Genomic DNA, 26,204 nt, shown 5'->3' with positions numbered 1-26,204 from the left:
CCGGCAGTGCCCGGCTCTACACGTCGGGCGGAACATCGAACACAGCACTTGCAGAGCGGGGCATTGCCCCACTTCGCACGATTACGGCGACGCGAATACCCACGGCTGCGCAGCGTGGTGCTTCGCTTCGAACGCGCGGATGGCATCGACGTGCCGCAGGGTCAGGCCGATATCGTCCAGCCCGTGCAGCAGGCAGTGCTTGCGGAAGGCGTCGACCTCGAAATGGTGCTGCGCCCCATCCGGGCGCGTCACCGTTTGCGCCTGCAGGTCGATGGCCAGCGCATAGCCTTCCGTCGCCGCGCACTGCGCGAACAGCGCCTCCACCTCGTCGTCCGCCAGCACGATTGGCAACAGGCCGTTCTTGACGCTGTTGTTGAAGAAGATGTCGGCGAAGCTGGGCGCGACGATCGCGCGGATGCCGTATTCGGCTAGCGCCCACGGCGCATGCTCGCGGCTGGAGCCGCAGCCGAAATTGGCGCGCGCCAGCAGCACGCTGGCGCCGGCATAGCGCGGCTGGTTGAGCACGAAGCCGGGATTCAACGGACGCGTCGCGCAGTCCTGCCCCGGCTGGCCCACATCGAGGTAACGCCATTCGTCGAACAGGTTGGGGCCGAAGCCACTGCGTTTGATCGACTTCAGGAACTGCTTGGGGATGATCTGGTCGGTATCGACATTGGCGCGATCCAGCGGCACCGCCAGTCCCGTATGTGTAGTGAACGGATTCATTGCAGCTCCCGCACGTCGATGAAGTGGCCAGCGATCGCGGCGGCAGCGGCCATCGCCGGGCTGACCAGGTGGGTGCGGCCGCCGGCGCCCTGCCGGCCTTCGAAATTGCGGTTGGAGGTGGAGGCGCAGTGCTCGCCGCTTTCCAGCCGGTCCGGGTTCATGGCCAGGCACATCGAGCAGCCGGGCTCGCGCCATTCGAAGCCCGCATCGAGGAAGACGCGATCCAGCCCCTCGCGCTCGGCCTGCGCCTTGACCAGCCCGGAGCCGGGTACCACCAGCGCCTGCTTCACCGTCGCCGCCACCCGGCGGCCGCGCACCACCGCGGCGGCGGCGCGCAGGTCCTCGATCCGCGCATTGGTGCAGGAACCGATGAACACGCGATCCAGGCGAATGTCGGTGATCGGCTGGTTGGCGCGCAGGCCCATGTACTTCAGCGCGCGCTCGATCGAATCGCGCCTCACCGGGTCCGCTTCGCGCGCCGGATCGGGCACCTGCGCGTCGACCGGCAGCACCATCTCCGGCGAGGTGCCCCAGCTGACCTGCGGGCGGATGTCTTCGGCGCGCAGCAGCACGTCCCGGTCGAACACCGCATCGGCATCCGATACCAGCGTGCGCCACAGCGCCGCCGCCTGTTCGAACGTTTCGCCCTGCGGCGCGAACGGTCGGCCGCGCACGTAGGCGATGGTGGCCTCGTCCACCGCCACCATGCCGACCCGCGCACCGGCCTCGATGGCCATGTTGCAGACGGTCATGCGGCCTTCCATCGACAGCGCGCGGATCGCGCTGCCGGCGAACTCCAGCGCATGGCCGTTGCCGCCGGCGGTGCCGATGCGGCCGATGATCGCCAGCACCATGTCCTTGGCGGTCACGCCCGGCGCCAGCTCGCCATCGACCGTCACCCGCATGTTCTTCATCTTCTGCGCCACCAGGCACTGGGTGGCTAGCACGTGCTCGACCTCCGAGGTGCCGATGCCGTGTGCCAGCGCGCCGAATGCACCGTGAGTGGAGGTGTGCGAATCGCCGCAGACCACGGTCATGCCCGGCAGGGTTGCTCCCTGCTCCGGGCCGACCACATGGACGATGCCCTGGCGCGGGTCGTTCATCGGGAACTCGAGGATGCCGAAGTCCGCGCAGTTCTCGCCCAGCGTGCGCACCTGCGTGCGCGAGATTTCGTCGGCGATGGCGGCCAATCCGCCGACGCGCTCGGCCTTGGTGGTCGACACGTTGTGGTCGGGCGTGGCGAGGTTGGCATCCACCCGCCAAGGTTTCCGCCCGGCCAGCCGCAGCCCTTCGAACGCCTGCGGCGAGGTCACCTCGTGCAGGATGTGGCGGTCGATGTAGAGCAGCGAGGAGCCGTCGTCGCGGCGGCTGACCTCGTGCATCTCCCACAGCTTGTCGTACAGGGTCTTGCCGGGCATTGGCGCGTCTCGCGGCGTATCTATGGCCAGACTGCCGGCTTTCCTTCCATGACTCAAATGGATATTTTTCATCCATTCGATTCCCATTAGGAATGCAAATGGATCTCGCCAATCTCGCCGCCTTCGTCGCCGTGGCCGAGCACGGCGGTTTTTCCAGCGCGGCCGACCAGCTGCACCTCACCCAGCCGGCGGTGAGCAAGCGCATCGCCCAGCTGGAAACGTCGCTGCAGGCGCGCCTGTTCGACCGCCTGGGGCGGCAGGTGGTGCTGACCGAGGCCGGGCGCACCCTGCTGCCGCGCGCGCGGCGGCTGCTGGACGACGCCGGCGACGCGCGGCAGGCGCTGCGCGAGGTGGGCGAAGGCATCGGCGGCGTGCTGCGTTTCGCCACCAGCCACCACATCGGCTTGCATCGGCTGCCACCGCTGCTGCGCCGGTTCGTGGCCAGGTATCCGCAGGTGGAGCTGGACATCCGTTTCCTGGATTCCGAGCAGGCCTGGAACGAGGTGCTGCAGGGCCGGATCGAACTGGCGCTGACCACCCTCGGGCCGGCCACGCCGCCGCTGCGGGCAGCGGCGCTGTGGGACGACCCGCTGTGCTTCGTGGCCGCACCCGGTCATCCGCTGGCGCAGCGGGCGCGCCCCACGCTGGCCGAGCTGTCGGCGCATCCGGCGGTGCTGCCGGAACCGCATACCTTCACCCATCGCATCGTCGCCGACGCCTTCGCCCGCCGCGGCCTGCCGCTGCGGCTGCGGATGACCAGCAACTACATGGAGACGCTGAAGATGCTCGCCTCGGTGGGGCTGGCCTGGGGCGTGCTGCCGCGGACCATGCTGGACCGCAGCCTGCGCGTCCTGCCGGTCGGCGGCGTGCAGCTGTCGCGCCAGCTGGGCTGCGTCACCCACGCCGGGCGCACGCCGTCGCGCGCGGCGCAGGCGTTCATCTCCCTGCTGGATGCCGGCGCCGGACGGGCGGCGAAGTCCTAGCCGGCGACGACGCGGTTGCGGCCCTGCTGCTTGGCCTCCCGCAAACGGTCATCGGCCAGTGCCAGCAGGGCGTGCGGCGTCTGCCCGGGCACCAGTTCGGCCACGCCGGCGCTGAACGTGCAGTGCAGCTCGCCGCCCTCCTCGGTTGCCACCGGCAGCGCGCGGATGCGCGCCAGCAGCTCGCGCATCCGCGCCGCGCCGTCCGCCAGCGGCAGCTCTTCCATGCAGACCATGAATTCCTCGCCCCCGTAGCGCGCCGCGAACAGGCCCCACTCCGCGACGAATTCCGCCAGCACGCCACCGACCGCCTGCAGCACCGCATCACCTGCTGCATGGCCATACCGGTCGTTGATCTGTTTGAAGTGGTCGATGTCGATCAGGGCGACGCTGAGCGGCCTGGCTTCTGCCCGTGCCTGTGCCACCGCGCCGACCAGCTGGGCGTCGCCGGCGCGGCGATTGGGCAGCCCGGTCAAGCCGTCATGGGTGGCCAAGTGCTGCAGCCGATAGCCGGCTACCTCCAGCTGGCGGTTCTTCTCGCTGAGTTCCTCGGTGCGCTCGGCGATCACCCGGTTCAGCTGCCGCTGGCGCCGGCGCAGACTGGCGGTGCGCCACCAGCCCAGCAGCGCGACCACGGCCACCACTCCCAGCGCCAGCAGTGCGCGCACCCACGGCCGCTGCCACAGCGCGGGCACCACGGTGATGTCCATGCGCGCGCTGCCGATGCGTTCGCTGCGGGACCAATCCACCGGCATCGCCATCGCCTGCACTTCCAGCTGGTAGCTGCCCGGCGGCAGCCGGGTATACACAGCCTCGCTGTCGGCGCTCGCGCTCACCCAATCCTGGTCATAGCCGTGCAGGCGATAGCGGTAACGCAGTTTGTCGAGCGCGCGGAAACTCATCCCGGCATAGCCGATTGCCAGCCGGTTGGCGCGTGGCTGCAGGGTGAGCAGCGGCCGCAGCGGCTGCGCCTGCCCGTCCACGATGATCCGCTCGAATGCCACCGGCGGCGCGCCGACGCGTCCGGTCACCACCGCGCGCGGCTCGATCACCGCCAGCCCGGCCGAGGTGGGGAACAGCAGCCGGCCCTCCCGCGTCAACCAGCCGGCGGGCTGGCTGGCGCCATTGCTCTGGCTGCCGGGCATGCCGTCGCTGCGGTCCAGCACGTGCACGGCCAGCTGGGTGCGGGTGCCGGCATCGATTTCATCCAGCTCGCGCCGCGCTACCCGGAACACGCCCGTGTTACTGGACAGCCACAGGCTGCCCACGCCGTCATCGATGATCCGGAACAGCTTGTCGCGCGGCAATCCGCGCGCATGGTCGTAGACCGTGAAGCGGCCATCGCGCATGCGCAGCAGACCGCGGTCGCTGGCGATCCACAAATCGCCGCGGCCATCGCGCAGGAAGTCGAAGAAGTACTGCGCGGGCACGTCGTGCTCCGGCTCCCAGCGGCGCAACCGGCCGCCTGCATCGAGCATGGCCATACCGTTGTTGGTACCGATCCAGAGTGGGCCGTTTGGGTCACGGTACAGCGCCTGCACGACGAGGTCCGGCTGGCCCGCGCCACCCAGATAGGGATGCGCCCGGCCGTCGCGCCAGTGGACCAGCCCGTGGTTGCCGCCGATCCAGAGGCTGCCGTCGGGTTCCGGCAGCAGTGCGCGGACCACCGGCTGGGTGCCGCTACCCAGACGCAGGCGCTGCAGCACCCGCCCCTGCGCATCCAGCTGCAGCACGCCGAGGTCGTAGGTGCCCACCCACAGCTTGCCATCGCGCTGGGCCAGCGACAGCACCGAGGTGTCATGCGCCCCGGCGCCCTCGCCCAGCCGGATGGTCTGCATCCGCCCTTGCGACCAGCGCGACAGGCCATCGGCATGGCCGATCCAGTAGGCACCCTGCTCATCCTGCAGCACGCTGCGGACGTAATCGCTGGCCAGCCCATCCCGCCGGGTCAGGCCGCTGGCCTGGCCATCGGCGACCCGGTACAGGCCATCGCTGCTGCCCACCCAGACCAGCCCCTCACGGTCGAGCAGCAATGCCTTGTTGACCGTGCCGGGAATCCCCATCGGCGACTGGCTGCCGTCGGCGTCGCGGCGCAGCAGCTGGCCGTCGGACAGGTTCATCCACAGCACACCGCGTTCGTCCAGCACCATCGCGCTGACCCGCCGGCCCACATCGATGCGTTCGATGCGGCCATCGGCATGCCGCCAGCGCACGCCGCCATCATGCGCGGCCAGCCAGCCGCCACGGCCATCGGCGAGCAGTGCGGTTGCCGCGCCGGGCGCCACCCAGTCCGCGCCCCAGCGCTGTGCGCGGCCCTGCGTGATGCGATGCAGCCCGGCTTCGCCCGCCACCAGCAGCGCACCGTCCTTGTCTTCCGCCAGCGCAAGCACTTCGCCGGCCGGCAGGCCCGCCATCCTGCCGGCGTCCTGCAGGCCATGGCCGTCCAGCCGCAGCAGTCGCCTGCCGGATGCGAACCACAGCGCGCCGTCGCGTCCGCGCCACAGGGCCGACGCCGCCAGCATGCGCGCGGCTTCGCCACCCACGCGCTGCCAGTCGCCCTGGTAATAGCGGACAATGCCGTTGCGGGCAGTGCCGAACAGCACGCCGCCATCGGCTTCGGGCAGGATGCTGTAGACGCCGGCAAGCTCCATGCCGCGCACGTTCTGGCGATCGAACAGGCTGAAGCCGCGCCCATTGAAGCGCACCACGCCTTCCCAGGTGCCGGCCCACAGGAAGCCGTCGCGGTCCTGCGCCACCACGTGCACCAGCGGATGCGGCAGGCCGTCCTCCATGGTCCAGCCGCTGAGCGTGTAATGGCGCGTGGCCGGCGCCGCCCAGGCCACCGGCACGGCCAACAGCCACAGCAGCGCCAGCAGCAGCCAGTGCCTGCGCAGGCGCAGCATGTTGCCGCCGTCGATTCCGGTATTTCCGCTGTGCAAGACCGCCCCCTGATACTGCGCGGGCAGGCTTGCGCCTGCCCACCGCCAATCTAGCATCGCGCCGCTGCCTCGGCAGCGCGCGTCAGGCGCCGGCTTCGTCCCTGCGTACCTTGAACCAGGCCGCGTACAGCGCCGGCAGGAAGAACAGGGTCAGCAGGGTGGCCACGGTCAGCCCGCCCATGATCGCCACCGCCATCGAACCGTAGAAGGCGCTGCGCGACAGCGGGATCATCGCCAGGATCGCCGCCAATGCGGTCAGCACGATGGGCCGGAAGCGGCGCACGGTGGCATCGATGACCGCGTGCCAGCGGTCGTGGCCGGCATCGATGTCCTGCTGGATCTGGTCCACCAGGATCACCGAATTGCGCATGATCATGCCGGCCAGCGCGATCGTGCCGAGCATCGCCACGAAGCCGAACGGCACCCGGAACAGCAGCAACGCCAGCACCACGCCGATCAGCCCCAGCGGCGCGGTCAGCAGCACCAGCGCAGTGCGCGGGAAGCTGCGCAACTGCAGCATCAGCAGCGCGGTCACCACCAGCAGGAACAGCGGCATGCCGGCCTTGATCGAGTTCTGCCCACGGGCGGAATCCTCCACCGTACCCCCGGTTTCCAGCAGGTAACCCTCCGGCAACGACGCACGGACATCCGCCAGCGTCGGCAGGATCCGCGCCACCACCGTCGGCGGGGTCAGCGCGTCGGTGCGGATGTCGGCGCGCACGGTCACCGTGGGCAGGCGGTTGCGATGCCAGATGATGCCGTCCTCGAAGCCGTACTCCAGCGTGGCGATCTGCGCCAGCGGCACGCTGCCGCCGGGCGTGGGCACGGCGAGGCTGCCCAGCAGGTCGGGCCGCGCGCGCTCGTCGCGGGTGCCGCGCAGCAGGATCTCGATCAGCTCGTTGTCCTCGCGGTAGGTGCTGACCGACAGCCCCGACAGCGAACCGGACAGGAAATGCGCCAGCTGCGCGCTGCTCACGCCCAGCGCGCGGGCGCGGTCCTGGTCGATGCGCAGCCGCACCACCTTGCTGGGTTCACCCCAGTCGAGATTGACGTTGGCCACGTCGGGATCCGCGCGCACCTTGCCGGCCACCTGGCGGGCGATGGCCTGGACCTGGCCAATGTCCTCGCCGGAGACGCGGAACTGCACCGGGTAACCCACCGGCGGCCCGTTCTCCAGCCGGGTGACGCGCAGCTGCAGTTCGGGGAACTGCGGCGCGACCTCATCGATCAGCCAGCTGCGGGTGGCTTCGCGCGCCTGCAGATCCTTGGCCAGCACCACGAACTGGCTGAAGTTGGCGGCCGGCAGCTGCTGATCCAGCGGCAGGTAGAAGCGCGGCGAACCGGTGCCGACGTAGGCGACGTAGTTCTCGATGCCTTCGCGCGATTTCAGCAGCGCCTCCAGCTTGCGCGCCTGCGCATCGGTGGCGCGCAGCGAGCTGCCTTCGGCCAGCTCCAGGTCCACCATCAGCTCCGGTCGCACCGAGTCCGGGAAGAACTGCTGCGGGACGAAGCGGAACAGCGCGATCGAGGCCACGAACGCGGCCACGGTGGCGCCGATCACCAGCCAGCGGTGGCGCAGGCAGAAGTCCAGCCAGCCACGCAGGCGACGGTAGAAAGCGCTGTCGTAGGGATCGTGCGCGTGTGCGGCGGCAGGCTCGAATGGCGCGCCGCCGAAACGCTGGCGCAGGCGCTGCATCAAGGTCGGACGCAGGTGCGCATCGTGCAGGTCCGGCAGCATCTTGTCGCCCAGCCACGGGATGAACAGCACCGCCGCCACCCACGACACGCACAGCGCGATCGCCACCACCTGGAACAGTGAGCGGGTGTATTCGCCGGTACTCGACGCCGCGGTGGCGATCGGCAGGAAGCCGGCCGCGGTCACCAGCGTGCCGGTCAGCATCGGGAACGCCGTCGATTCCCAAGCGAAGCTCGCCGCCTTCAGCCGCGAGTAGCCCTGCTCCATTTTGATGGCCATCATCTCCACCGCGATGATCGCGTCGTCCACCAGCAGGCCCAGCGCCAGCACCAGCGCGCCCAGCGAGATCTTGTGCAGGCCGATGCCGAACACGTGCATGGCGGCGAAGGTCATCGCCAGCACCAGCGGGATGCTGACCGCCACCACCATGCCGGTGCGCAGGCCCAGCGAGAAGAAGCTGACCAGCAGCACGATGGCGACCGCCTCGGCCAGCACGCGCACGAACTCGCCGATCGCCTCGTGCACGCTCTGCGGCTGGTCGGACACCTTGCCCAGCCGCATGCCCACCGGCAGGGTCTTCTGCAGGCGCTGGAACTCGGCCTCCAGCGTCTTCCCCAGGCGGATGATGTCGCCACCCCCGCGCATCGCCACCGCGATGCCCAGCGCGTCCTGGCCCATGAAGCGCATCTTCGGCGCCGCCGGATCGGCGAAGCCGCGCTTGACGCTGGCGATGTCGCCCAGCCGCAGGGTGCGGTCGCCGGCGCGGATCGGGAACGCGCGGATCTGTTCCACCGAATCGAACTGTCCGTCCACGCGCAGGCGGATGCGGTCGCTGCCGGTCTCGAAGAAGCCGGCCTGGGCCATCGCGTTCTGCTCGTCCAGCGCCTGCTTCACCGCGGACAGGGGAATCCCCAGCGTGGCCAGCTTGGTGTTGGACAGCTCGATCCAGATCTTCTCGTCCTGCAGCCCGACCAGCTCGACCTTGCCGACGTCCGGCACCCGCTGCAGCTCCAGCTGGATGCGGTCGGCGTAGTCCTTCATCAGCGCATAGTCGAAGCCCGGCGCGGTGAGCGCGTAGATGTTGCCGAAGGTGTCGCCGAACTCGTCGTTGAAGAACGGGCCGATCGCCTCGGCCGGCAGGGTGGCGCGGATGTCGCCGACCTTCTTGCGCACCTGGTACCAGAGCTCGGGCACGTCCTTCGACTTCATCGAGTCGCGCGCCATCACAATGACCTGCGATTCGCCCGGCCGCGAGTACGAACGCACGAACTCGTACTTGCCGGTGCCCATCACCGCCTTCTCGACCCGCTCGGTGACCTGTTTCGCCACCTGCTCGGCGGTGGCGCCCGGCCACAGCGTGCGCACCACCATCGCCTTGAAGGTGAACGGCGGGTCCTCCGACTGGCCCAGCTGGCGGTACGACCAGGCCCCGACCAGGCCCAGCACGATCATCAGGAACAGCACCAGCGCGCGGTTGCGCAGCGCCCATTCCGACAGGTTGAAGCCGCCCATGGCTCAGCGCGTCCCGGCCGCGACCGGGCGATTGCCCCGGTCGACCGGTTTCACCGCCTCGCCTTCGCGCAGCAGGTGGCCGCCGGCGGCCACCACCCAGTCACCCACGCCGACACCTTCCAGCACCGGCACGCTGTCCTCGCCGTAACCGCCCAGCCGCACCGCGCGCTGGTAAACCTTGCCGTCCTTCACCAGCCACACCACGGTGGCACCGCTGTCGCCGCGCTGCACCGCCGCCAGCGGCAGGCGCAGGCCGCCGCCCGCGGCACCGGCGATGAACACGCGCGCGCTCTGGCCGAGCCCGGCGTCCGCCGCCATCGCCCCATCCAGGGCGACGCGCGCGGCGTAGGTGCGGGTCTGCGGGTCGGCGGCGGCGGCGATCTCGCGGATATGCCCCGGCAATCGCTTGCCTGGCGCGCTCCACAGCTCCACGACCGCAGGCTGGCCGGTGTGGAAATCGCGGATGCGCGCTTCGGGCAGGCCGATCGCGACCTCGCGGCCACCGTCGCCGGCCAGCAGGAAGATCGGCTGCCCGGCCGCCACCACCTGTCCGGCCTCGGCCTGGCGGCTGGCGATCACGCCATCACGGGGTGCCCGCAGGCGGGTGTAGTCGTCCTGGTTGCGCATCAATTCGTATTTCGCGCGGGCGGCGCGCCAGGCCGCCTGCTGCGCATCGAAGGCCGACTGGCTGATCAGCTTCTGCGCCACAAGCTTGCGGTAACGCTCCAGGTCCCCGCCCAGCCGCGCCATGTCGGCCTGCGCGGCGCTGGCCTGCAGGCGCGCATCGCCCGGATCCAGTTCCGCCAGCAGCTGGCCCTGCTTCACCGCTGCGCCGGCATCGACCAGCCGCCGCACCAGGTTGCCGCCGACGCGGAACGCCAGCGCGCTTTCCTGATGCGCATGCACCTCGCCGGCGAAGGCTTCCGCCGCCATCCCGGCAGCGGCCCCCGGCTGCACCACCAGCACCGTGCGCACCGCCTCGGTGGGTTGCGGGTCGCGCCCGCAGGCGCCCAGGGTCAGCACCACCAGCGCGCAGGCGGCCAGCGAACGCGCCCGCGGCTTGCGCAGCTTGTTTCCTTCCAGCTTCATGCCTGCTCCGTCGGCTTGCGCTCTATATTGAACTGGCGGGTATGGTATAGTTCTCAAACTCCGCAGTCCACTATCCAAGGCATGATCCGCAACACCCCCGAATGCAAGCCCGCAGGCCCCGGCCGGCCGAAAGACCTGGCCAAGCGCGCGGCGATCCTGGACGCCGCCAAGCGGCTGTTCGTGCTGCAGGGCTTCGCCGGCGTCAGCATGGACCAGATCGCGGCCGAAGCCGGGGTGTCCAAGCTCACCGTCTACAGCCACTTCGGCGACAAGGACGGCCTGTTCGCCGAGGCGGTGCGCGCGCACTGCGAACTGGGCATGCCCACGCGCCTGTTCGAGCCCGACCCCGCGGTGCCGCTGCGCGAGCGCCTGACCGACATCGGCGAGGCGTTTTTCGCGATGATCATGACCCCGGAGGCGATCGCCGGGCACCGCATCCTGTGCTCGCCGCAGGTCACCGGCAGCCAGATGCCGGCGGTGTTCTGGGAAGCCGGCCCGCAGCGCGTGCAGAACGGCTTCACCGCGCTGCTGGAGCGGCGCATCGCCGCCGGCGAATTGGAGATCGACGACCCCGTCCGTGCCGCCGGCCAGTTCTTCACCCTGCTCAAGGGCGAACTGCATGCGCGGGCGGTGTTCGGCTACTGCTGCAGCGCGCGTCACGACACCGCGCAGGAGCATGTCGCCAGCGTGGTGGAACTGTTCCTGCGCGCCTATGCGAAACGCTGACCGGCAGGCTGAACCAAGCCCCGACCCGCCCTTGGTGGCGGTGACTTCCGGCACTGCGTGCTGGTGTACCGGTACGGCCAGACTGCCCGCCAGACCGGGGCTTGCGGTACTATAATGCACGGTTCCCCGCAACGGATTTATCCCCGCATGAGCATCGACTTCGCCCGCGCCCGTGAAAACATGGTGGAACAGCAGATCCGTCCTTGGGACGTGCTGGATGTGCGCGTGCTCGACACCCTCGCGCGGATGCCGCGCGAAGCCTTCGTTGCCGAATCGCTGCGCGGGCTGGCCTATGCCGACACCGCGCTGCCGCTGGGGCACGGCGAGACCATGCTGAAGCCGGTGCTGGAAGGCCGGATCCTGCAGGCGCTGCTGCCCACCGCGACCGAAAGCGTGCTCGAGATCGGCACCGGCAGCGGCTTCCTGACCGCCTGCCTGGCGAGCCTGGCGCGCGACGTGGTCAGCCTCGAACTGCATGCCGACCTCGCCGGCCCTGCGCGCACGCAACTGGCCGCGCAATCGATCAGCAATGCCACCGTGATCACCGCCGACGCCCTGACCTACCGCACCGGCCGCCGCTTCAGCGCGGTCTGCGTCACCGGCGCGGTGGCCGAGATCCCGGCGCATTTCCTCGACTGGCTGCAACCGGGCGGGCGCATGTTCGTCGTCCGTGGCCGTTCGCCGGCGATGGAAGCGGTGCTGGTCCGCGTCGACGGCGGCGGCAACGCCGTCAACGCGCCGCGCATCCAGTCGTTGTTCGAAACCGACCTCCCCTATCTCGTCGGCACGGCGCCCGTGCCGACCTTCGAGTTCTGATCCGTCAAGGAAGCCGCATGATCCGCCGTCCTCTCGCTGTTGCCCTGCTTGCCGTCCTCGGCACGTCCGCCCTGCTGCCCGCCACCGTCGCCGCCGAAGACCTGCTGCAGACCTACGAGCTGGCGCGCAGCGGCGACCCGCAACTGTCCGCCGCCGAAGCCGGCCGCCTGGCCACCCGCGAAGGCGCGGTGCAGGCACGCGCGGCGATGCTGCCGCAGGTCGGCGGCCAGGCCAGCTACACCGAGAACCGCACCGACAGCACCGGCAACCAGGTGTTCGGCAGCCTGTTGTTTCCCAGCGATACCACCCAGGACGCGACCATCCGCAATGCCGGCCTGAACCTGAACCAGATGGTCTACGACCGCTCCAAGGTCACCGCGCTCAAGAGCCAGCGCGCGCTGAGCCAGGCCAGCGACTTCCAGGTCGAATCGGCCGGCGATGCGCTGATCACCCGCACCTCGGCCGCGTACTTCAACGTGCTGGTGCAGCTGGAGACGCTGGCGGCCGCGGAGGCGGCGGAAACCGCGCTGAAGAAGCAGTTCGACTTCGCCTCCAAGCGGCTGGAGGTCGGCCTGGCGCCGATCACCGACGTGCACGAGGCCCGCGCCCAGTTCGACAGCGCACGCGCCAGCACCATCCTGGCGCGCAACGCGGTCGCGGACGCCTATCAGGCATTGGTGGAGATCACCGGCCAGCCGGTGCACAGCCTCAAGGGCCTGCCGGCCGATTTCCAGCCGGCGCTGCCGGAAGCCAGGGATGCGCAGGGCTGGGTGCAGAGCGCGACCGACAACAATCCGGCGCTGAAGGCCAAGGAGTTCCAGGTGCAGTCGGCCGAGGACGACGTCGAGACCGCGCGCGCCGGCCACTGGCCGACGCTGTACTTCGGCGGCAGCTACGGCGACCGCAAGACCGATGGCACCTCGTTCAACAATCTCGACCAGAGGTTGACCGCGTTCGAAAACCAGAGCCGGTCGCGCAGCCTCGGCCTGACCCTGTCGGTGCCGATCTTCGCCGGTGGCGCGGTGCAGTCGGGCGTGCGCCAGGCGCTCGCCCGCCGCGACGTCGCCGGCGACGAGCTCGAGCAGCAGAAGCGCGCGCTGGTGCGCAACACCCGCAACGCCTACCAGGCGCTGGTCGCGGGCGTGAGCGAGGTCGAGGCGCGGCGGCTGGCGCTGGTATCGGCGCAGAGCGCCTACGACGCCTCGCAGGTCGGCCTGGAAGTCGGCACGCGCACCGTGCTGGACGTGCTGAACAACCAGCGCACCCTGTTCTCCGCGCAGCAGGCTTACGCGCAGGCCAAGTACAACTTCCTGCAGAGCCGGCTGCTGCTCGAGCAGTCCGCCGGCACCCTGGATGTCTCCGACGTCGAGGACATCAACCGCCTGCTGACCACCGACAAGGCCATCGACCAGGCCCTGGCGGCGCGCTGAGCACTCGGGGGCGGGCCACGCCCGCACGCATGCGTTGATATCCGAAGAGCGGGGCTTGCCCCCGCTCTTCGCATTTGCACACGCTTCGCAGGCACGCACGGCACGGGCGCGAACGCGTTCTCGACACCACGCCAAATGCGTCGCGCCCCTGCGGTGCGCTCCTGCAGGGGCGCGTTGACGGCGGTTGTTCTTGCCGGAGCGCGCTGAAAGGGCGCGATGCTTCTCGCGCGACCTTGCACAGAGCGTTCGCGCCCGTTACGTGCGTTCCTACGAAATCCTGGCCGGCAGCGCCGGCTCGATCATCGAGAGGGTGCGCGCCAGCGCACCGCGACCGGCCTCCAGCAGCCGCGCCGCGTTGTCGGCCAGCTGCCGGCGCGCACCGGCATCGTCGAACAGCGTGCGCAGCGCCGCTGCCAGCGCCGGCGCATCGGCGACGATCCGCATCGCCCCGGCCTCGCGCAGGCGCCGCGCGATATCGGCGAAATTGTGCAGGTGCGGGCCGCTGAGGATGGCGGTACCGGTGGCTGCCGGCTCCAGCAGGTTGTGCCCGCCGATCGCCTGCAGGCTGCCGCCGACGAACGCCACTTGGGCGCAGGCATAGAAGCGCAGCAACTCACCCAGCGTGTCGATCACGAAGACCCCGGTGTCGGCGCTGGGCCAGCCCTCCTCGCTACGCGAAGCCACCGTGAAGCCGGCGTCGCGCGCGCCCTGCACGGCGGCGCGGAAGCGTTCCGGATGCCGCGGCGCCCACAGCAGCAGCGCGCCGGGATGGCTTCCGCGCAGCGTGCGATGGGCGGCCAGCACCGCCGCCTCCTCATCCTCGTGGGTGCTGGCGGCGATCCATACCGGCCGCACCGTACCCAGCGCCGCCTGGAATTCGTCGACGAACCCCCCCGTGTCCACCGTCGCCATGTCGAACTTCAGGTTGCCGGTGACCTGCATGCGCTCGGGCAGCGCGCCCAGCTCGAGGAAGCGGCGCGCATCGTCCTCGGACTGCGCGGCGACCCGGTGCACGCTGCCGAGTGCGCGCCGGATCAACGGCCCGAGCACGCGGTAGCCACGCAGCGAACGCGCCGACAAGCGCGCGTTGAGGATGTAGGTGGGAATGCCGCGGTCGCGGCAGCCGAACAGCAGGTTCGGCCACAACTCGGTTTCCACGATCAGCGCCAGCGCCGGGTGGAAGTGCTCGAGGAAGCGCCCCACCGCGCCGGGCAGGTCATACGGCAGGTAGACGTGGATGACCGCATCGCCCCACAGCGCCCGAACGCGCTCGGAACCGGTGGGGGTGATGGTGGTGACCACCAGCTGCAGGTCGGGACGCAGCGCGCGCAGCCGGTTGACCAGCGGTGCGGCGGCATTGACCTCGCCCACCGACACCGCATGCAGCCACAGCGGCGCCACCGGCATCGCCTGCGGGTAACTGGCGTAGCGCTCGTCCCAGCGCTGCAGGTAGGCGCGCTGGCGGAAACCACGCCAGACCAGGTGGTACAGGGTGACCGGCACAAGCAGGTACAGCGCGGCCGAGTACAGGCCGCGCAGCACGCGTTCGGTGAGATTGGCCTGCATGCCTGCAAGGATAGCGAAGCTGCCCCGCCTGCGACCATGCGCGCAGGCCGCGACAACGGATCACGCACTAGAATCCCCGCATGACATCGACCCCGCCCGTCCGCCCGTCGTTCGCCCCGCGCCACTGGCCGGTGTGGCTGGGCGTAGGCCAGTGCATGGCGCTGGCGCGCCTGCCCTGGGGCCTGCAGCGCACCCTGGGCGCTGCGGTCGGCTGGCTGGCGCTGCGTTTGCTGCCGGACCGGCGCGAGGCCGCGCGCACCAACCTGGCGCTGTGTCTGCCGGAACTGGACGATGCCGCGCGCGAGGCGCTGCTGCGCGCCAATTTCCGCGACGTCGGCATCGGCCTGTTCGAATTCGCCCGCGCCTGGTGGGGAGAGGTGGCGCCGATGCGCGCCAGCGCCCGCATCGAGGGGCTGGAGATCCTGCAGCGCCTGCAGGCCGAGGGCCGCGGCGTGCTGCTGGTGTCCGGTCACTTCATGACCTTGGAACTGTGCGGACGCCTGCTGTGCGACCACGTGCCGCTGGCCGGCATGTACCGCAGGCATCGCAGCCCGGTGATGGAATGGGCGGTGCTGCGCGGCCGCCTGCGCTACGCCAGCGCGATGTTCGGCAACGGCGACACCCGCGCGGCAATCCGCCACCTCAAGCGCGGCGGCGTGCTGTGGTACGCGCCTGACCAGGACATGCGCGGCAAGGACACGGTGTTCGCGCCGTTCTTCGGCATTCCCGCCGCCACCATCACCGCCACCCACCAGTTCGCGCGCATGACCGGCTGCGCGGTGGTGCCGTTCTTCCATCGCCGCGAGGGTGCGCGGTACGTCCTGCAGGTGGGGCAACCGCTGTCGCCGTTCCCCACCGACGATGCCGTGGCCGACTCCACCGCGGTCAACGCGGCGATCGAGGCGATGGTGCGGCAGGCGCCCAGCCAGTACCTGTGGCTGCACCGGCGCTTCAAGCGCCAGCCGGACGGACGTTCGCGCTACGACTGAGGGCCGGTCGCAACCGGTGCGTCGCGGCCCCACAGGCTGCCGGCATACAGGGCCGCCAGCAGCAGCAGCACGCTGCCCCAGAAGGTCGAATACGCGGCCAGATGGGTATTGAGCGGGAACACGCTCACCGCCAGCGCCAGCATGGCCGGGCGCGCGCGCTCGCGTGCGCCGGCATCGGCATAGCGCCAGGCGCGCCAGCCCAGCGCGGCGCCGGCCAGCCACAGCAGCAGGCCGATGACGCCGGTTTCGCTGAGCACCTCCAGCACGATCTGGTGGGCATGGAAGGCGACGCCGCTGCCCCAGGCAGCCGGTCTGCCCGGCTGCGGGTCGCAAGCCGCGAACTCGTCGCGGAAAGCGCGCGGGCCGACGCCATTGAGCGGATGCTGGCGCACCATGCACAGCGCCGCCGACCAGATCCGGCCGCGCCCGGACAGTGCCGCGTCCATCCCGCCCGGCTGCGCGGTCAGCGCCAGGGTGGTGCGCTGCACGCGTTCGTGCACCTGTGGCGACAGCACGTTGGCCACCACCAGCATCAGCGCGCCGGCCGCGAACACCGCCATCAACTTGCGCCCACCCAGCGCGCGCCAGCCGGTCCACAGCAGCACCAGCGCATAGGTCAGCCATGACGCGCGGGAACCGGCCAGGATCACCACCAGCCCGATCGCCGCCGCCGCCGCCAGCCAGCCCAGCTGGCCCAACCGCTGCCTCGCCGCCGCCAGCGCGAACGGCGACAGGCTGGCAAGCACGATCCCCAGCTTGAGGTTGCACGGGCCCAGCACGCCGGCCAGACGGTCGGCCGCCTCCACCTCGCTGGCGGTGCACATGCCGTGGCCGCTGAGCGCATGCTTGGCCTGGTCCAGCAACCAGAACAGCGGGCTGGTACCGCAGACCGCCTCCACCAGCGCATCCAGCGTCCACACCAGCGCTATCAGCGCCAGCCCGCCGAAGGTTCGGCGACGGCCGGCCTCGCTGGCCACGGCCGCGGCGGCCACCCACAGGAACGGCAGGTAGCGCAGGTCGATCAGCACCTCACCGAAGGCGTGCAGGCGATCGCGCGCGTCGATCGCGGCAATGAGCTCGGGCAGCCAGTAGGCGGCGAACAGCACCGAGGTCAGCGCCCACGCCGGCCCGCTGAGCAGCGCGCCGCCGCCGCGGAAGCGGCTGCCGACCAGCCGCACCAGCCCGGCCAGCGCGCCCAGCACCAGCACTGCCTCGGCGATCCCGCGTACCGGCCACAGGGCGACGAAAGTCAGTACCCAGGCGGGCGCCCAGCGCCAGTCGGCCACGCCGCCGGGCTGCATCGTTCGTGCGTTCATGCGTCCACCATCGTCCGGTACAGCGTCAAGGTCGCCTCCTGCATCGCCTGCAGGGTATAGGGCATCGCTGCCGGCGGCGACGGCGGCGCGGCCAGCAGCGCGCGAGCGCCGGCGGCCAACTGGCCGGCGTCGAACGGCGCGACCGCGCCTGCCGGCTGCAGCTCGGCCAGCAGCTCGCCAACCCCGCCATGCGCCCAGCCCAACACCGGCCGGCCCACCGCCAGCGCCTCCACCACCGTGCGTCCGAATGCTTCCGGCTTGCGCGACAGCTGCAGCACCAGATCGCAGGCCGCGTAGGCCTGGGCGATCGCCGCGGTCGGCGCGGTCATCGCCAGCGCCGCCTCCACGCCCGCGGCGCGCGCCAGCGCGATCAGCTCGGCGATGTAATCCTCGCGCCCGGCCTGCAGCGCACCGGGCATCCACAGCCGTGCGTCCGCGCCATCGGCGCGCAGCGCCGCCAGCAGGGCGATGGCGTCGGCATGGCCCTTCAGCCGCGTGCCGCGCCCCGGCAGCAGCAGCAGCGGGCCGTCGTCGCCAAGCTGCGGGTGCAGCGCCGCGACCTGCGCGCGCGCGGCGCGGTCCGGCATCGCTGCGCGCGGAAAGGCGGCCGGGTCGATGCCGCGCGGAATCACCGCCAGCCGCGCGGGATCGACCTGCGGGTAATGCCGCAACAGATGCCCGCGCACCGTCTCCGACACGCAGACCACGCGCTCGCCGCGGGTCATGATCGCGCTGTAGCGCGACGGCGAATTCAGGCCATGCGCGGTGGTGACGAAATGCGGGCGCGCCGCAGCCGGCATTGCGCGCAGTGCCAGCCAGCCCAGCCACGCCGGCAGCCGCGAACGTGCGTGCACGATATCGGCGCCCGCGAACACGCGGCGCAGCGCCGGCAGGTGGCGGAGGCTCAACGGGGATTTGCGGCCGATGGCGAGCGCGACGTGCTGGCCACCCAACGCCTGCAACTGCGGCAGCAGCCGGCCACCAGCGGATACGACCACGGCGCGATGACCGGCGCGCACCAGCGCGTCGGCGATTTCCAGGGTGGAACGTTCGACACCGCCGGCCTCCAGCGCCGGCAGCAGCTGCACCACGGTCAGGCGGCGCATTGCCGGCGCCGCGGGCTCAGTCGACCAGGACGTAGATGCTGCCGCAGTACGGGCACTGGCTGCGCCCGCCATCTTCGACGATCGACAGATACACCCGCGGATGTTCGTTCCACACCGCCATCGCCGGCAGCGGGCAGCTCAGCGGCAGGTCGGCGCGATGCACCTCGTAGGTCTGCTGGGCACGGGCGGACGACGGGGCGGGCGAAACGGGCTGTGCCATGGCGAATGCGGCGCGGTTGCGGGAACGCGGCCAGTTTACCGCGCATCCGCCCTTCCCGCTGTTGCGGGAAGGGCGGACACGGTCATGCAGGGAGATCGAACAGCAGCACGTCGCTGCTCGCGCCGATGCCGCGCAGCGCCAGCGCGCCGCCTTCTTCGGACAGTCCCAGCGCATCGCCGGCGGCCAGTACGCGCTCGCCCACCGCTACCTCGCCGGTGGCCACGTGCAGCCAGTAGCGGCGGGCCGGGTCCAGCGCCGCTTCCAGCGCGTCGCCCGGCAGCAGCCGGGTGGCGCGCAGGCGGGCGTCCTGGCGAATGGCGATACTGCCGTCGGCGCCATCGGCCGAGGCCAGCAGCTCCCAGCGCGCACGCCGCGCGTCCGGTGCGAAGTGCTTCTGGTCGTAAGCCGGCGCATGGTTGAGCCGCGCCGGCTGGATCCAGATCTGCAGGAAGTGCACCGGCGCGGCGTCCGAGCCGTTGTATTCGCTGTGCTCGATGCCGTGGCCGGCGCTCATCCACTGCACGTCGCCGGCGCGGATCACGCCTTCGTTGCCGGCGCTGTCCTTGTGCGCCAGCGCGCCGTCCAGCACCACGCTGATGATTTCCATGTTGGCGTGGCGGTGCGGGGCGAAACCGCCGCCTGCGGCGACGGTATCGTCGTTGATGACGCGCAGCACGCCGAAGCCCATCCATGCCGGGTCGTAGTAATGGCCGAACGAGAACGTGTGGTGGCTACGCAGCCAACCCATGTCCACTTCGCCGCGGGCGCTGGCGGGGCGTTCGACGATCATTGCATCAGCCCTGCGCGGGCGCGGCGGCTTCGGCAGCCGGCGCATCGGCCAGCGTGCCTTCGGTGGTGATGCGCAGCTGCACTTCGTCGCTGACGTTCGGAGCATAGGCGCCCACGCCGAAGTCGGTGCGCTTGATGGTGGCGGTGGCGGAGAAGCCGATCGCCTGCTTCTTCAGCATCGCGTGTTCACCGGCGCCGTTGAGGGTGACGTCCAGGGTCACCGGCTTGGTGATGTCCTTGATGGTCAGGTCGCCGGTGACGGTCAGCTTGTTGGTGCCCGCGGCGGCCACGCTGGTGCTCTTGAAGGTGGCATTCGGGAACTTGCCGGCGTCGAAGAAGTCGCCGCTGGCCAGATGCTCGTCCAGCTTGTCGACGAAGCTGTTCATGCCGGTGATCGGCATGGTGACCTGCACGCTGGACTTGCCCACGTCGGCGGCGTCATAGACCAGCGTGCCTTCGCTGATGCCGAAATGCGCGCTGGGCTGGGAGAAGCCGAAGTGGGTCCACTGCGCCAGCACGTCGGTGTGGGTGGGGTCGAGCTGGTAGGTGCCGGACACCGCGGTGATCGCCTCGGCGGCGGGCGCGGCTTCGACCGGCGCGGCGGGCGCGGCTTCGACCGGCGCGGCGACCGCGGCTTCGGCCGTTGCAGCGGCGCTGGCGGCGGGTTCGGCCGGCTTGCTGCAGGCGGCGACGGCGGCGGCGATGGCGAGCGGCAACAACAGGTTGCGGACGGTGGTGTTCATGCGGTGGCTCCGGAAATGGCGGGAAGAAGAGGCGGGAAAAGGATCAGGCGATGCGGCAGGCTTCGTCGAAGCCCAGGCGCGGCGAACGCGGGAAGATGCTGGCCGGATCGCCGTGGCCGAGGTTGACCAGGATGTTGGAGCGGATCGGCGTGCCGGCGAAGAAGGCTTCGTCGACCTTGGCGTTGTCGAAGCCGGTCATCGGGCCGCAATCCAGGCCCAGCGAGCGCGCGGCCAGGATCAGGTAGGCGGTCTGCAGCGCGCTGCTGCGCATCGCCACCCAAGCCAGGTTGGCTTCGTCGCGGTGCTCGAACCACGGCTTGGCATCGGTGTGCGGGAACAGCACCGGCAGCTTGTCGAAGAAGCGCATGTCGTAGCCGACGATGGCCACCACCGGCGCCTCCATGGTCTTCTTGAAATTGCCTTCAGACAGCGCCGGGCCCAGCTTGGCCTTGGCCTCGGCCGACTTCACGAACACGATCCGCGCCGGCGTGGTGTTGGCCTCGGTGGGGCCGAACTTCAGCAGTTCGTAGAGCTGGTGCAGGGTCTCGTCCGACACCTCGCCGGTGAAGGCGTTGTAGGTGCGGGCGGTGCGGAACAGCTGGTCGAGCGCGGTACCGGGAAGCGGCTGGGACATGGCAATCTCTGTATCGTGAGGGCGATGGCGCACAGTGTATGGTTCCACGGGCGCATGTAATGCAGCATATTCGGAACGAATAGATGCCACCCATGCAACGACGCTCCGCTGCGCGCGCCCCATCGGCAACGCTGGCGATCCATGACGGACGCGCCGGCAACGCGCGCCAGGCCTTGGCACTGGCACATGCGCTGGACAGCCGCCCCAGCGAGATCACGCTGGAAGCGCGGGCACCGTGGCGCTGGCTGGCACCCCGGCAGCTGCCCGGTGCCGGCGCGGCGTTCGGCGGCGCGCTCCAGGCGGCCTGCAATGCGCCACCCACACTCGCCATCGGCTGCGGCCGGCAGGCGGCGCTGGCCACCCGCCTGCTGCGCGCACGCGGCGCGAAGGCGGTGCAGATCCTCGATCCGCGCATCGCCAGCCGGCACTGGGACATCGTGGTAGCGCCGGCGCACGACGGCCTGCGCGGCGACAACGTCATCGCCAGCCTCGGCAGCCTGCATCCGGTCGATGACGACTACCTGCTGTGCGCGATCGCCGCGTTCCCGTCCTTGGCCACACTGCCCGCGCCGCACAGCGTGCTGCTGGTGGGCGGCCCGACCCGCCACGCACCGCTGGACGATGCCGGCTTCGCGGCGCTGCTGCAGCGGCTGGCCGCGCAGGCACGGGCCGAAGGCGGCAGCTTCAGCGCCATCGCCTCGCGGCGCACGCCTGCGGCCTGGCGTGACGCGCTGGCGGGCGTGGATCCGCAGCTGCCCGGGCTGCGCTGGCGCGACACCGGCGATGGCGCCAATCCCTACGCCGGGCTGCTGGCCTGCGCCGACCGCATCGTCTGCACGCCGGACTCGGTGAACATGCTCAGCGAAGCGGCGGCCACCCGCGCGCCGCTGTACCTGTGGTCGCCGCAGGCGTTGCAAGGACGACCACGCGCCTTTCTCGATGCGCTCATCGAAAACCGGCGCGCGCGGGCGCTGGACGACACGCTGGCGCCGTTCGCCGTCGAGCCGCTGCGCGAGACCGCGCGCATCGCGCAGGAAGTCCGCCGGCGCTTGGCGCTGCCGTTGTAGGAGGGGCATCGCGGCTGGGTTGGACGCGGCCTACGCCTGGTCGAAGCCCAGCCCCTGCGCCCGCGTTGCCGCGCGGATCGTCGCGCAGGCGCGTTCGATGCGTGCATCGCGCGGGGCGCGGCGCGGGCGTCGGTCCAGGGTGCAGCGCAGGCCGGTGTCCAGCAGCGCGGCGTGCGCCTCGCGCAGCGCGGGGTGAACCACCGCATCGAAATCGCCGGCCAGCTGCGCGGCATCCAGCAGTGCGCCGGTGGCGCGCGATGCCAGCAGTGCGCGCTGGCCGCCGGCATCGCGCAACACCAGGAATTGCAGCAGGAATTCCAGATCGACCAGACCGCCCTCGCCCTGCTTGAGGTCGAGCATGGCGGCGTCGCTGCGGTCCAGCTCGGCGCGCATCTTGCGGCGCATCGAAGACACGTCCTCGGCCAACGCGTCGCGCGCGCGCGGCTGCGCCAGCACCTGCGCGCGCAGCGCCTCGAACGCTTCGGCCAGCGAGGCGTCGCCGGCGATCGCGCGGGCGCGCACCAGCGCCAGGTGCTCCCACGTCCAGGCGCGGTTGCGCTGGTAGTCGGTGAAGCTGGACAGGCTGGACACCAGCAGTCCCTTGGCGCCATCCGGGCGCAGCCGCACGTCGACGTCGAACAGCCGCCCGGCACCGGTGCGCACGCCCAGCAGCGAGACGATCTTCTGCCCCAGCCGCGCATACCAGCGCGGTGCGTCCAGCGGCCGCCCACCGTCGGAGCTGGCATCCGCCGGCGCGTCGAACAGGAACACCAGGTCTAGGTCGGAGCCGAAGCCCAGCTCTTCGCCGCCCAGGGTGCCGTAGCCGAGCACGGCGAAGCGGCCGCCGTCGATGCTGCCGTGCGCACCGCGCAGCTCGCCGTCGGCCAGCCGCAGCACGCAGGCGACCACCGCGTCGGCCAGCCAGGCCAGATGACGGGCGCAGGCCTGCGCATCGATGCGACCGTCCAGCAGCGCCAGCGCGAAGCGGAAGCTCAGCGCCTGCCGCACTTCGTTGAGCGCATCCAGCGAAGCTTCGATGTCGCCATCGCGCAGCGTGGCCGCGCACTGCGCCTGCATGGCGGCGCGGTCCGGCAGTTCACCGCCCACGCGCACGTCCAGCAGCTCGTCCAGCAACAGCGGATAGGCGGCCAGGCGCTCGCCCAGCAGGGCGCTGCGCGCCAGCGCGCTGGCCAGCCGCGCCAGCGCCGCCGGCTGTTCGTCCAGCAATGCCAGATAGCTGGCCCGGCGCAGGATGGTGTGCAGCAGCGGCAGCACCCGCCGCAGCACCGCATCGGGCGTATCGGACGCGGCGGCCTGCTGCAGCAGCGCCGGCAGCACCCGGTCCAGGCGCGCGCGCGCGGCGTCGGACAGGTCGCGCACGCCGGGCGCGCGGGCGAAATCGCAGAGGCTGGCGTGCAGCTCGGTGGCATGCTCGAAGCCGGCGGCTTCCAGCTGCGCGGCCTCGCCGTGGTCGGGCAGCGCGCGCCAGTAAGTGGCGAGCTCGTCGCCAGCGGACGTGCGGCGGCGGCGCGGGGCCAGCAATGCGTCGAACTCCTCCGCCACCTTCGCCCGCTGCGACGCCAACGCGCCATCCAATGCCTGCCAGTCCGCATGACCCAGCCCGGCGGCGAGGCGCGCGCGCGCCAGCCCATCCTCGGGCAGCGCATAGGTCTGCGCATCGGCCAGCATCTGCAAGCGATTCTCCAGCCGGCGCAGGAAGCGGTAGGCCGCCGCCAGCGCCGCTGCCGCCTCGGCTTCCATGTGCCCGGCCTGCGCCAGCGCCTGCAGCGTCGCCAGCAGATGACGACGGCGCAGCGCCGGCTCGCGGCCACCGCGGATCAGCTGCAGCGCCTGCGCCAGGAACTCGATCTCGCGGATGCCGCCCGGCCCGCGCTTGATGTCGCCGGCCATGTCCTTGCGCGCCACTTCCGCGGCGATCATCGCCTTCATCGCGCGCAGCCCGTCCAGCGCGCCGTAATCCAGATAGCGCCGATAGACGAACGGCCGCAGCGCCTCCAGGAAGCGTTCGCCGGCGGCGATGTCGCCAGCCACGCAGCGCGCCTTCTGCCAGGCGTAGCGCTCCCAGTCGCGGCCCTCGCGCTGGAAGTACAGCTCCATCGCCGCGAACGACAGCGCCACCCGCCCGGCGTTGCCGAACGGGCGCAAGCGCAGGTCGACGCGGTGGCAGAAGCCGTCCGCGGTCACCTCGTCCAGCAGCTTCGCCAGCTGCTGGCCCAGCCGCGCGAAATAGTCCTGCGCATGCAGGCTGCGCGCGCCATCGGATTCGCCGTCGTGCTCGTAGGCGTAGACCAGGTCGATGTCGGAACTGAAGTTCAGCTCGCGCCCGCCGAGCTTGCCGAGGCCGAACACCACCAGCCGCTGCGGCGCGCCGTCGGCATCGCGCACGCTGCCGAAGCGGCGCGCGAAGTCGGCTTCCAGCGCGTCCAGCGCCAGCCGCAGGCAGGTTTCCGCCAGCGCGCTGCTGCCGGCGAGGATCTCCTCGACATCGGCGCCCTCGATCACGTCGCGCCACACCAGCCGGGTCGATTCCGCCTGCCGGTAGCGGCGCAGCAGGCGCGCCCATTCGCCTTGGTTGTCCGCCTCCAGCATCGGCGCGGGCAGCGGCGCCGCCGCATCGGTCTGCAGCTGGCCCAGCAGCTCCGGCTGCCCGGCCAGCGCATCGATGGCGAAGTCGCTGGCCAGCGCCAGCCGCGCCAGCGCCGCTTCGTCGGCAATCGCGCAGTCGGCCGCCCGCAGGCGCTGCAGGGCGCGCGCGGACAGGGCCTGCATCCCGGCGGAAAACATGTCATCCATGCGCCGATTGTGGCATCGCCGGCGCGCCGCTATCGTGCCGATCCATGAGCGAACTGCTGGACCTGGCCGCGCTGATCCGCGCGGAAACGCCACTGCTGGTGATCGAAACGCCCGACGAAGCGCGGGTGCTGGAACTGTTCCGGCAGTCGCTGATGCACGTCTGGCGAGCGCTGTACCGCTGGAGCGTGACCGAGGGCCTGCGCCGGGTGGACATGGATGGCGAGGACGAAAGCGGGCTGGCGCCCGACCTCAGCGCCACCCTCAACGCGATGCGTGAGGCCAGCCAGCGCGGCATCTACCTGCTGCTGGACGCCACCCCCTATCTTGGCTACGCCAGCTACCAGCGCGCGCTGCGCGACCTGATCCAGCGCCGCGGCTGCCAGCCGCACGTGATCGTGCTGGTGGGCACCAAGGTCGAACTGCCGGAGGCGCTGGAACCGTTCGCCGCGCGCTTTTCGCTGCGCCTGCCGGATGCCAACGCGCTGCTCAAGCTGGTCAAGGACGAAGCCCGCGACTACGCCGCGCAGAACGGCGGCCGCCGGGTGGAAGCCGACGCCGATGCGGTGCGGCAGATCGTGCGCAACCTGCACGGCCTGACCCTGACCGACGCGCGCCGGATCGCCCGCCACCTGATCTGGCGCGACGGCGCGCTGGGCGCCGACGACCTGCCGGAGCTGGCGCGGCTGAAGTTCGAACTGCTCAACAAGAGCGGCCACCTGCATTACGAATACGACACCGCGCGGTTTTCCGACGTGGGCGGCGCGTCGCGCCTGAAGCACTGGGTGGAACAACGCCGCAGCGCTTTCGTGCAGGACCCACCTCCGGCCGGGCTGCCGCCGCCGCGCGGCATGCTGCTGCTGGGCGTGCAGGGCTGCGGCAAGTCGCTGCTGGCCAAGGCCGTGGCCGGCGGCTTCGGCGTGCCGCTGGTGCGGTTGGACTTCGGCACCCTGTACGACAAGTTCCACGGAGAAACCGAGAAGAACCTGCGCACCGCGCTGGCCTCCACCGAGCAGCTTGCGCCCTGCGTGCTGTGGATCGACGAGATCGAGAAGGCTTTGGCCACCGATGGCGGTGACGGCGACGGCGGGCTGTCGCGGCGCGTGCTGGGCTATCTGCTGACCTGGATGGCCGAGCGCAAGTCGCGGGTGTTCCTGGTCGCCACCGCCAACCAGGTGCAGCAGCTGCCGGCAGAACTGCTGCGCAAGGGCCGCTTCGACGAGGTCTTCTTCGTCGACCTGCCCGATGCCGCCACCTGCGCCGAGATCTTCGCGCTGCACCTGGACCGGCGCCAGCTGGCCCGCGAACACATCGACCTGTCGGCGCTGGCCGCGGCGGCGGATGGTTACTCCGGTGCGGAAATCGAACAGGTCATCGTCAGCGCGCTGTATGCGGCGCACGCCGCCGAAGCCGGGCTGGACACGCACGCGCTGATGCAGGCGATCCGCGACACCCGCCCGCTGTCGGTGCTGATGGCCGAACAGGTGCAGGCGCTGCGCGAGTGGGCGCTGCCGCGGACCGTGCCAGCCGACTGAAGGCCCCGCTTGGCGCACGCATGTGTGCCGCGCAAAAACTGCAGGCATAAAAAAGGTTCTTCTCCCAACTGAGGGGAGAGGCGCACGGCCGACCGG

The 26,204-nt window shown here is 70.9% G+C and carries 20 protein-coding genes; 7 read left to right on the top strand and 13 right to left on the bottom strand.

The window, feature by feature from the left end:
• Positions 1 to 81 precede the first annotated feature (81 nt).
• Positions 82 to 726 carry a 3-isopropylmalate dehydratase small subunit gene (gene leuD / locus G582_RS0110395; protein WP_028839786.1) on the bottom strand — a complete coding sequence of 215 codons (645 nt, stop codon included), beginning with the start codon at positions 724 to 726 and terminating at the stop codon, positions 82 to 84.
• Entirely contained in the window at positions 723 to 2,144 is a 1,422-nt protein-coding gene (gene leuC / locus G582_RS0110390) for a 3-isopropylmalate dehydratase large subunit (protein ID WP_028839785.1), read from the bottom strand. Before leuC ends, leuD begins: the two co-directional genes overlap by 4 nt.
• Positions 2,145 to 2,242: 98 nt before the next feature.
• On the opposite strand from leuC, the gene G582_RS0110385 reads away from it, so the two are divergent.
• Positions 2,243 to 3,127, top strand: coding sequence for a LysR family transcriptional regulator (locus tag G582_RS0110385; protein ID WP_028839784.1), 885 nt, complete (start codon positions 2,243 to 2,245; stop codon positions 3,125 to 3,127).
• Here the strand turns inward: G582_RS0110385 and G582_RS16255 are convergent.
• From G582_RS16255 to G582_RS0110370, 3 genes are all read right to left on the bottom strand, one after another.
• Positions 3,124 to 6,063, bottom strand: a complete 2,940-nt coding sequence (locus G582_RS16255; protein ID WP_248642760.1) for a ligand-binding sensor domain-containing diguanylate cyclase — start codon at positions 6,061 to 6,063, stop codon at positions 3,124 to 3,126. The genes G582_RS0110385 and G582_RS16255 overlap by 4 nt on opposite strands.
• A gap of 82 nt (positions 6,064 to 6,145) precedes the next feature.
• Positions 6,146 to 9,271 (bottom strand): efflux RND transporter permease subunit, encoded by a 3,126-nt coding sequence (locus G582_RS0110375; RefSeq protein WP_028839783.1) that lies wholly within the window; start codon positions 9,269 to 9,271, stop codon positions 6,146 to 6,148.
• A 3-nt stretch (positions 9,272 to 9,274) separates the two neighbouring features.
• Positions 9,275 to 10,360, bottom strand: coding sequence for an efflux RND transporter periplasmic adaptor subunit (locus G582_RS0110370; RefSeq protein ID WP_038053756.1), 1,086 nt, complete (start codon positions 10,358 to 10,360; stop codon positions 9,275 to 9,277).
• 81 nt (positions 10,361 to 10,441) lie between these two features.
• On the opposite strand from G582_RS0110370, the gene G582_RS0110365 reads away from it, so the two are divergent.
• The 3 genes from G582_RS0110365 to G582_RS0110355 all read left to right on the top strand — a co-directional run bounded on the left by G582_RS0110365 (position 10,442) and on the right by G582_RS0110355 (position 13,332).
• Positions 10,442 to 11,086, top strand: a complete 645-nt coding sequence (locus tag G582_RS0110365) for a TetR/AcrR family transcriptional regulator (protein WP_028839781.1) — start codon at positions 10,442 to 10,444, stop codon at positions 11,084 to 11,086.
• Between the two features lie 147 nt (positions 11,087 to 11,233).
• Positions 11,234 to 11,902, top strand: a complete 669-nt coding sequence (locus tag G582_RS0110360; RefSeq protein ID WP_028839780.1) for a protein-L-isoaspartate O-methyltransferase family protein — start codon at positions 11,234 to 11,236, stop codon at positions 11,900 to 11,902.
• A gap of 17 nt (positions 11,903 to 11,919) precedes the next feature.
• Positions 11,920 to 13,332: a TolC family outer membrane protein gene (locus tag G582_RS0110355; protein WP_028839779.1), complete on the top strand. Its 1,413-nt coding sequence runs from the start codon at positions 11,920 to 11,922 to the stop codon at positions 13,330 to 13,332.
• A gap of 267 nt (positions 13,333 to 13,599) precedes the next feature.
• On the opposite strand, the gene waaA is transcribed toward G582_RS0110355, so the two are convergent.
• Entirely contained in the window at positions 13,600 to 14,898 is a 1,299-nt protein-coding gene (gene waaA, locus G582_RS0110350; protein ID WP_028839778.1) for a lipid IV(A) 3-deoxy-D-manno-octulosonic acid transferase, read from the bottom strand.
• A gap of 80 nt (positions 14,899 to 14,978) precedes the next feature.
• Between waaA and lpxL the strand changes: the two genes are divergently transcribed.
• Positions 14,979 to 15,887 carry an LpxL/LpxP family Kdo(2)-lipid IV(A) lauroyl/palmitoleoyl acyltransferase gene (lpxL, locus tag G582_RS0110345; RefSeq protein ID WP_028839777.1) on the top strand — a complete coding sequence of 303 codons (909 nt, stop codon included), beginning with the start codon at positions 14,979 to 14,981 and terminating at the stop codon, positions 15,885 to 15,887.
• On the opposite strand, the gene G582_RS0110340 is transcribed toward lpxL, so the two are convergent.
• The 6 genes from G582_RS0110340 to G582_RS0110315 form a co-directional block, all read right to left on the bottom strand.
• On the bottom strand, positions 15,878 to 17,203 hold the full coding sequence (locus tag G582_RS0110340) for an O-antigen ligase family protein (RefSeq protein WP_156880431.1): 1,326 nt from the start codon (positions 17,201 to 17,203) through the stop codon (positions 15,878 to 15,880). The two genes, lpxL and G582_RS0110340, sit on opposite strands and share 10 nt — an antisense overlap.
• Positions 17,200 to 18,309 (bottom strand): glycosyltransferase, encoded by a 1,110-nt coding sequence (locus tag G582_RS0110335; protein ID WP_028839775.1) that lies wholly within the window; start codon positions 18,307 to 18,309, stop codon positions 17,200 to 17,202. The genes G582_RS0110340 and G582_RS0110335 overlap by 4 nt, the downstream gene beginning before the upstream one ends.
• 16 nt (positions 18,310 to 18,325) lie before the next feature.
• Positions 18,326 to 18,529: a zinc-finger domain-containing protein gene (locus G582_RS0110330; protein WP_028839774.1), complete on the bottom strand. Its 204-nt coding sequence runs from the start codon at positions 18,527 to 18,529 to the stop codon at positions 18,326 to 18,328.
• Between the two features lie 82 nt (positions 18,530 to 18,611).
• Positions 18,612 to 19,319 carry a pirin family protein gene (locus tag G582_RS0110325; protein WP_028839773.1) on the bottom strand — a complete coding sequence of 236 codons (708 nt, stop codon included), beginning with the start codon at positions 19,317 to 19,319 and terminating at the stop codon, positions 18,612 to 18,614.
• A gap of 4 nt (positions 19,320 to 19,323) precedes the next feature.
• Positions 19,324 to 20,061 (bottom strand): YceI family protein, encoded by a 738-nt coding sequence (locus G582_RS16250; RefSeq protein WP_083961147.1) that lies wholly within the window; start codon positions 20,059 to 20,061, stop codon positions 19,324 to 19,326.
• A gap of 43 nt (positions 20,062 to 20,104) precedes the next feature.
• Entirely contained in the window at positions 20,105 to 20,695 is a 591-nt protein-coding gene (locus tag G582_RS0110315) for a malonic semialdehyde reductase (RefSeq protein WP_028839772.1), read from the bottom strand.
• A 92-nt stretch (positions 20,696 to 20,787) separates the two neighbouring features.
• Here G582_RS0110315 and G582_RS0110310 point away from each other — a divergent pair, with 92 nt between their 5' ends.
• The gene (locus G582_RS0110310) at positions 20,788 to 21,762 is read left to right on the top strand and encodes a mitochondrial fission ELM1 family protein (RefSeq protein ID WP_028839771.1); all 975 of its coding nucleotides are present in this window, start codon (positions 20,788 to 20,790) and stop codon (positions 21,760 to 21,762) included.
• Positions 21,763 to 21,792: 30 nt separating this feature from the next.
• Here the strand turns inward: G582_RS0110310 and glnE are convergent, their stop codons facing one another.
• Entirely contained in the window at positions 21,793 to 24,576 is a 2,784-nt protein-coding gene (gene glnE / locus G582_RS0110305) for a bifunctional [glutamate--ammonia ligase]-adenylyl-L-tyrosine phosphorylase/[glutamate--ammonia-ligase] adenylyltransferase (protein WP_028839770.1), read from the bottom strand.
• Positions 24,577 to 24,620: 44 nt separating this feature from the next.
• Here glnE and G582_RS0110300 point away from each other — a divergent pair, with 44 nt between their 5' ends.
• Positions 24,621 to 26,108 carry an AAA family ATPase gene (locus G582_RS0110300; RefSeq protein ID WP_028839769.1) on the top strand — a complete coding sequence of 496 codons (1,488 nt, stop codon included), beginning with the start codon at positions 24,621 to 24,623 and terminating at the stop codon, positions 26,106 to 26,108.
• The last annotated feature ends 96 nt before the right edge of the window (positions 26,109 to 26,204 follow it).

It is taken from the genome of Thermomonas fusca DSM 15424, assembly GCF_000423885.1.
Lineage (GTDB): Bacteria > Pseudomonadota > Gammaproteobacteria > Xanthomonadales > Xanthomonadaceae > Thermomonas > Thermomonas fusca.
Note: the sequence above shows the minus strand (reverse complement) of the source record. Positions and strands in the feature narration are given on the sequence as shown.

Coding starts and splice junctions, on each gene's coding strand:
- leuD (WP_028839786.1), bottom strand. CDS start 726: ATGAATCCGTTCACTACACATACGGGACTGGCGGTGCCGCTGGATCGC.
- leuC (WP_028839785.1), bottom strand. CDS start 2,144: ATGCCCGGCAAGACCCTGTACGACAAGCTGTGGGAGATGCACGAGGTC.
- G582_RS0110385 (WP_028839784.1), top strand. CDS start 2,243: ATGGATCTCGCCAATCTCGCCGCCTTCGTCGCCGTGGCCGAGCACGGC.
- G582_RS0110375 (WP_028839783.1), bottom strand. CDS start 9,271: ATGGGCGGCTTCAACCTGTCGGAATGGGCGCTGCGCAACCGCGCGCTG.
- G582_RS0110370 (WP_038053756.1), bottom strand. CDS start 10,360: ATGAAGCTGGAAGGAAACAAGCTGCGCAAGCCGCGGGCGCGTTCGCTG.
- G582_RS0110365 (WP_028839781.1), top strand. CDS start 10,442: ATGATCCGCAACACCCCCGAATGCAAGCCCGCAGGCCCCGGCCGGCCG.
- G582_RS0110360 (WP_028839780.1), top strand. CDS start 11,234: ATGAGCATCGACTTCGCCCGCGCCCGTGAAAACATGGTGGAACAGCAG.
- G582_RS0110355 (WP_028839779.1), top strand. CDS start 11,920: ATGATCCGCCGTCCTCTCGCTGTTGCCCTGCTTGCCGTCCTCGGCACG.
- waaA (WP_028839778.1), bottom strand. CDS start 14,898: ATGCAGGCCAATCTCACCGAACGCGTGCTGCGCGGCCTGTACTCGGCC.
- lpxL (WP_028839777.1), top strand. CDS start 14,979: ATGACATCGACCCCGCCCGTCCGCCCGTCGTTCGCCCCGCGCCACTGG.
- G582_RS0110340 (WP_156880431.1), bottom strand. CDS start 17,203: ATGAACGCACGAACGATGCAGCCCGGCGGCGTGGCCGACTGGCGCTGG.
- G582_RS0110335 (WP_028839775.1), bottom strand. CDS start 18,309: ATGCGCCGCCTGACCGTGGTGCAGCTGCTGCCGGCGCTGGAGGCCGGC.
- G582_RS0110330 (WP_028839774.1), bottom strand. CDS start 18,529: ATGGCACAGCCCGTTTCGCCCGCCCCGTCGTCCGCCCGTGCCCAGCAG.
- G582_RS0110325 (WP_028839773.1), bottom strand. CDS start 19,319: ATGATCGTCGAACGCCCCGCCAGCGCCCGCGGCGAAGTGGACATGGGT.
- G582_RS16250 (WP_083961147.1), bottom strand. CDS start 20,061: ATGAACACCACCGTCCGCAACCTGTTGTTGCCGCTCGCCATCGCCGCC.
- G582_RS0110315 (WP_028839772.1), bottom strand. CDS start 20,695: ATGTCCCAGCCGCTTCCCGGTACCGCGCTCGACCAGCTGTTCCGCACC.
- G582_RS0110310 (WP_028839771.1), top strand. CDS start 20,788: ATGCAACGACGCTCCGCTGCGCGCGCCCCATCGGCAACGCTGGCGATC.
- glnE (WP_028839770.1), bottom strand. CDS start 24,576: ATGGATGACATGTTTTCCGCCGGGATGCAGGCCCTGTCCGCGCGCGCC.
- G582_RS0110300 (WP_028839769.1), top strand. CDS start 24,621: ATGAGCGAACTGCTGGACCTGGCCGCGCTGATCCGCGCGGAAACGCCA.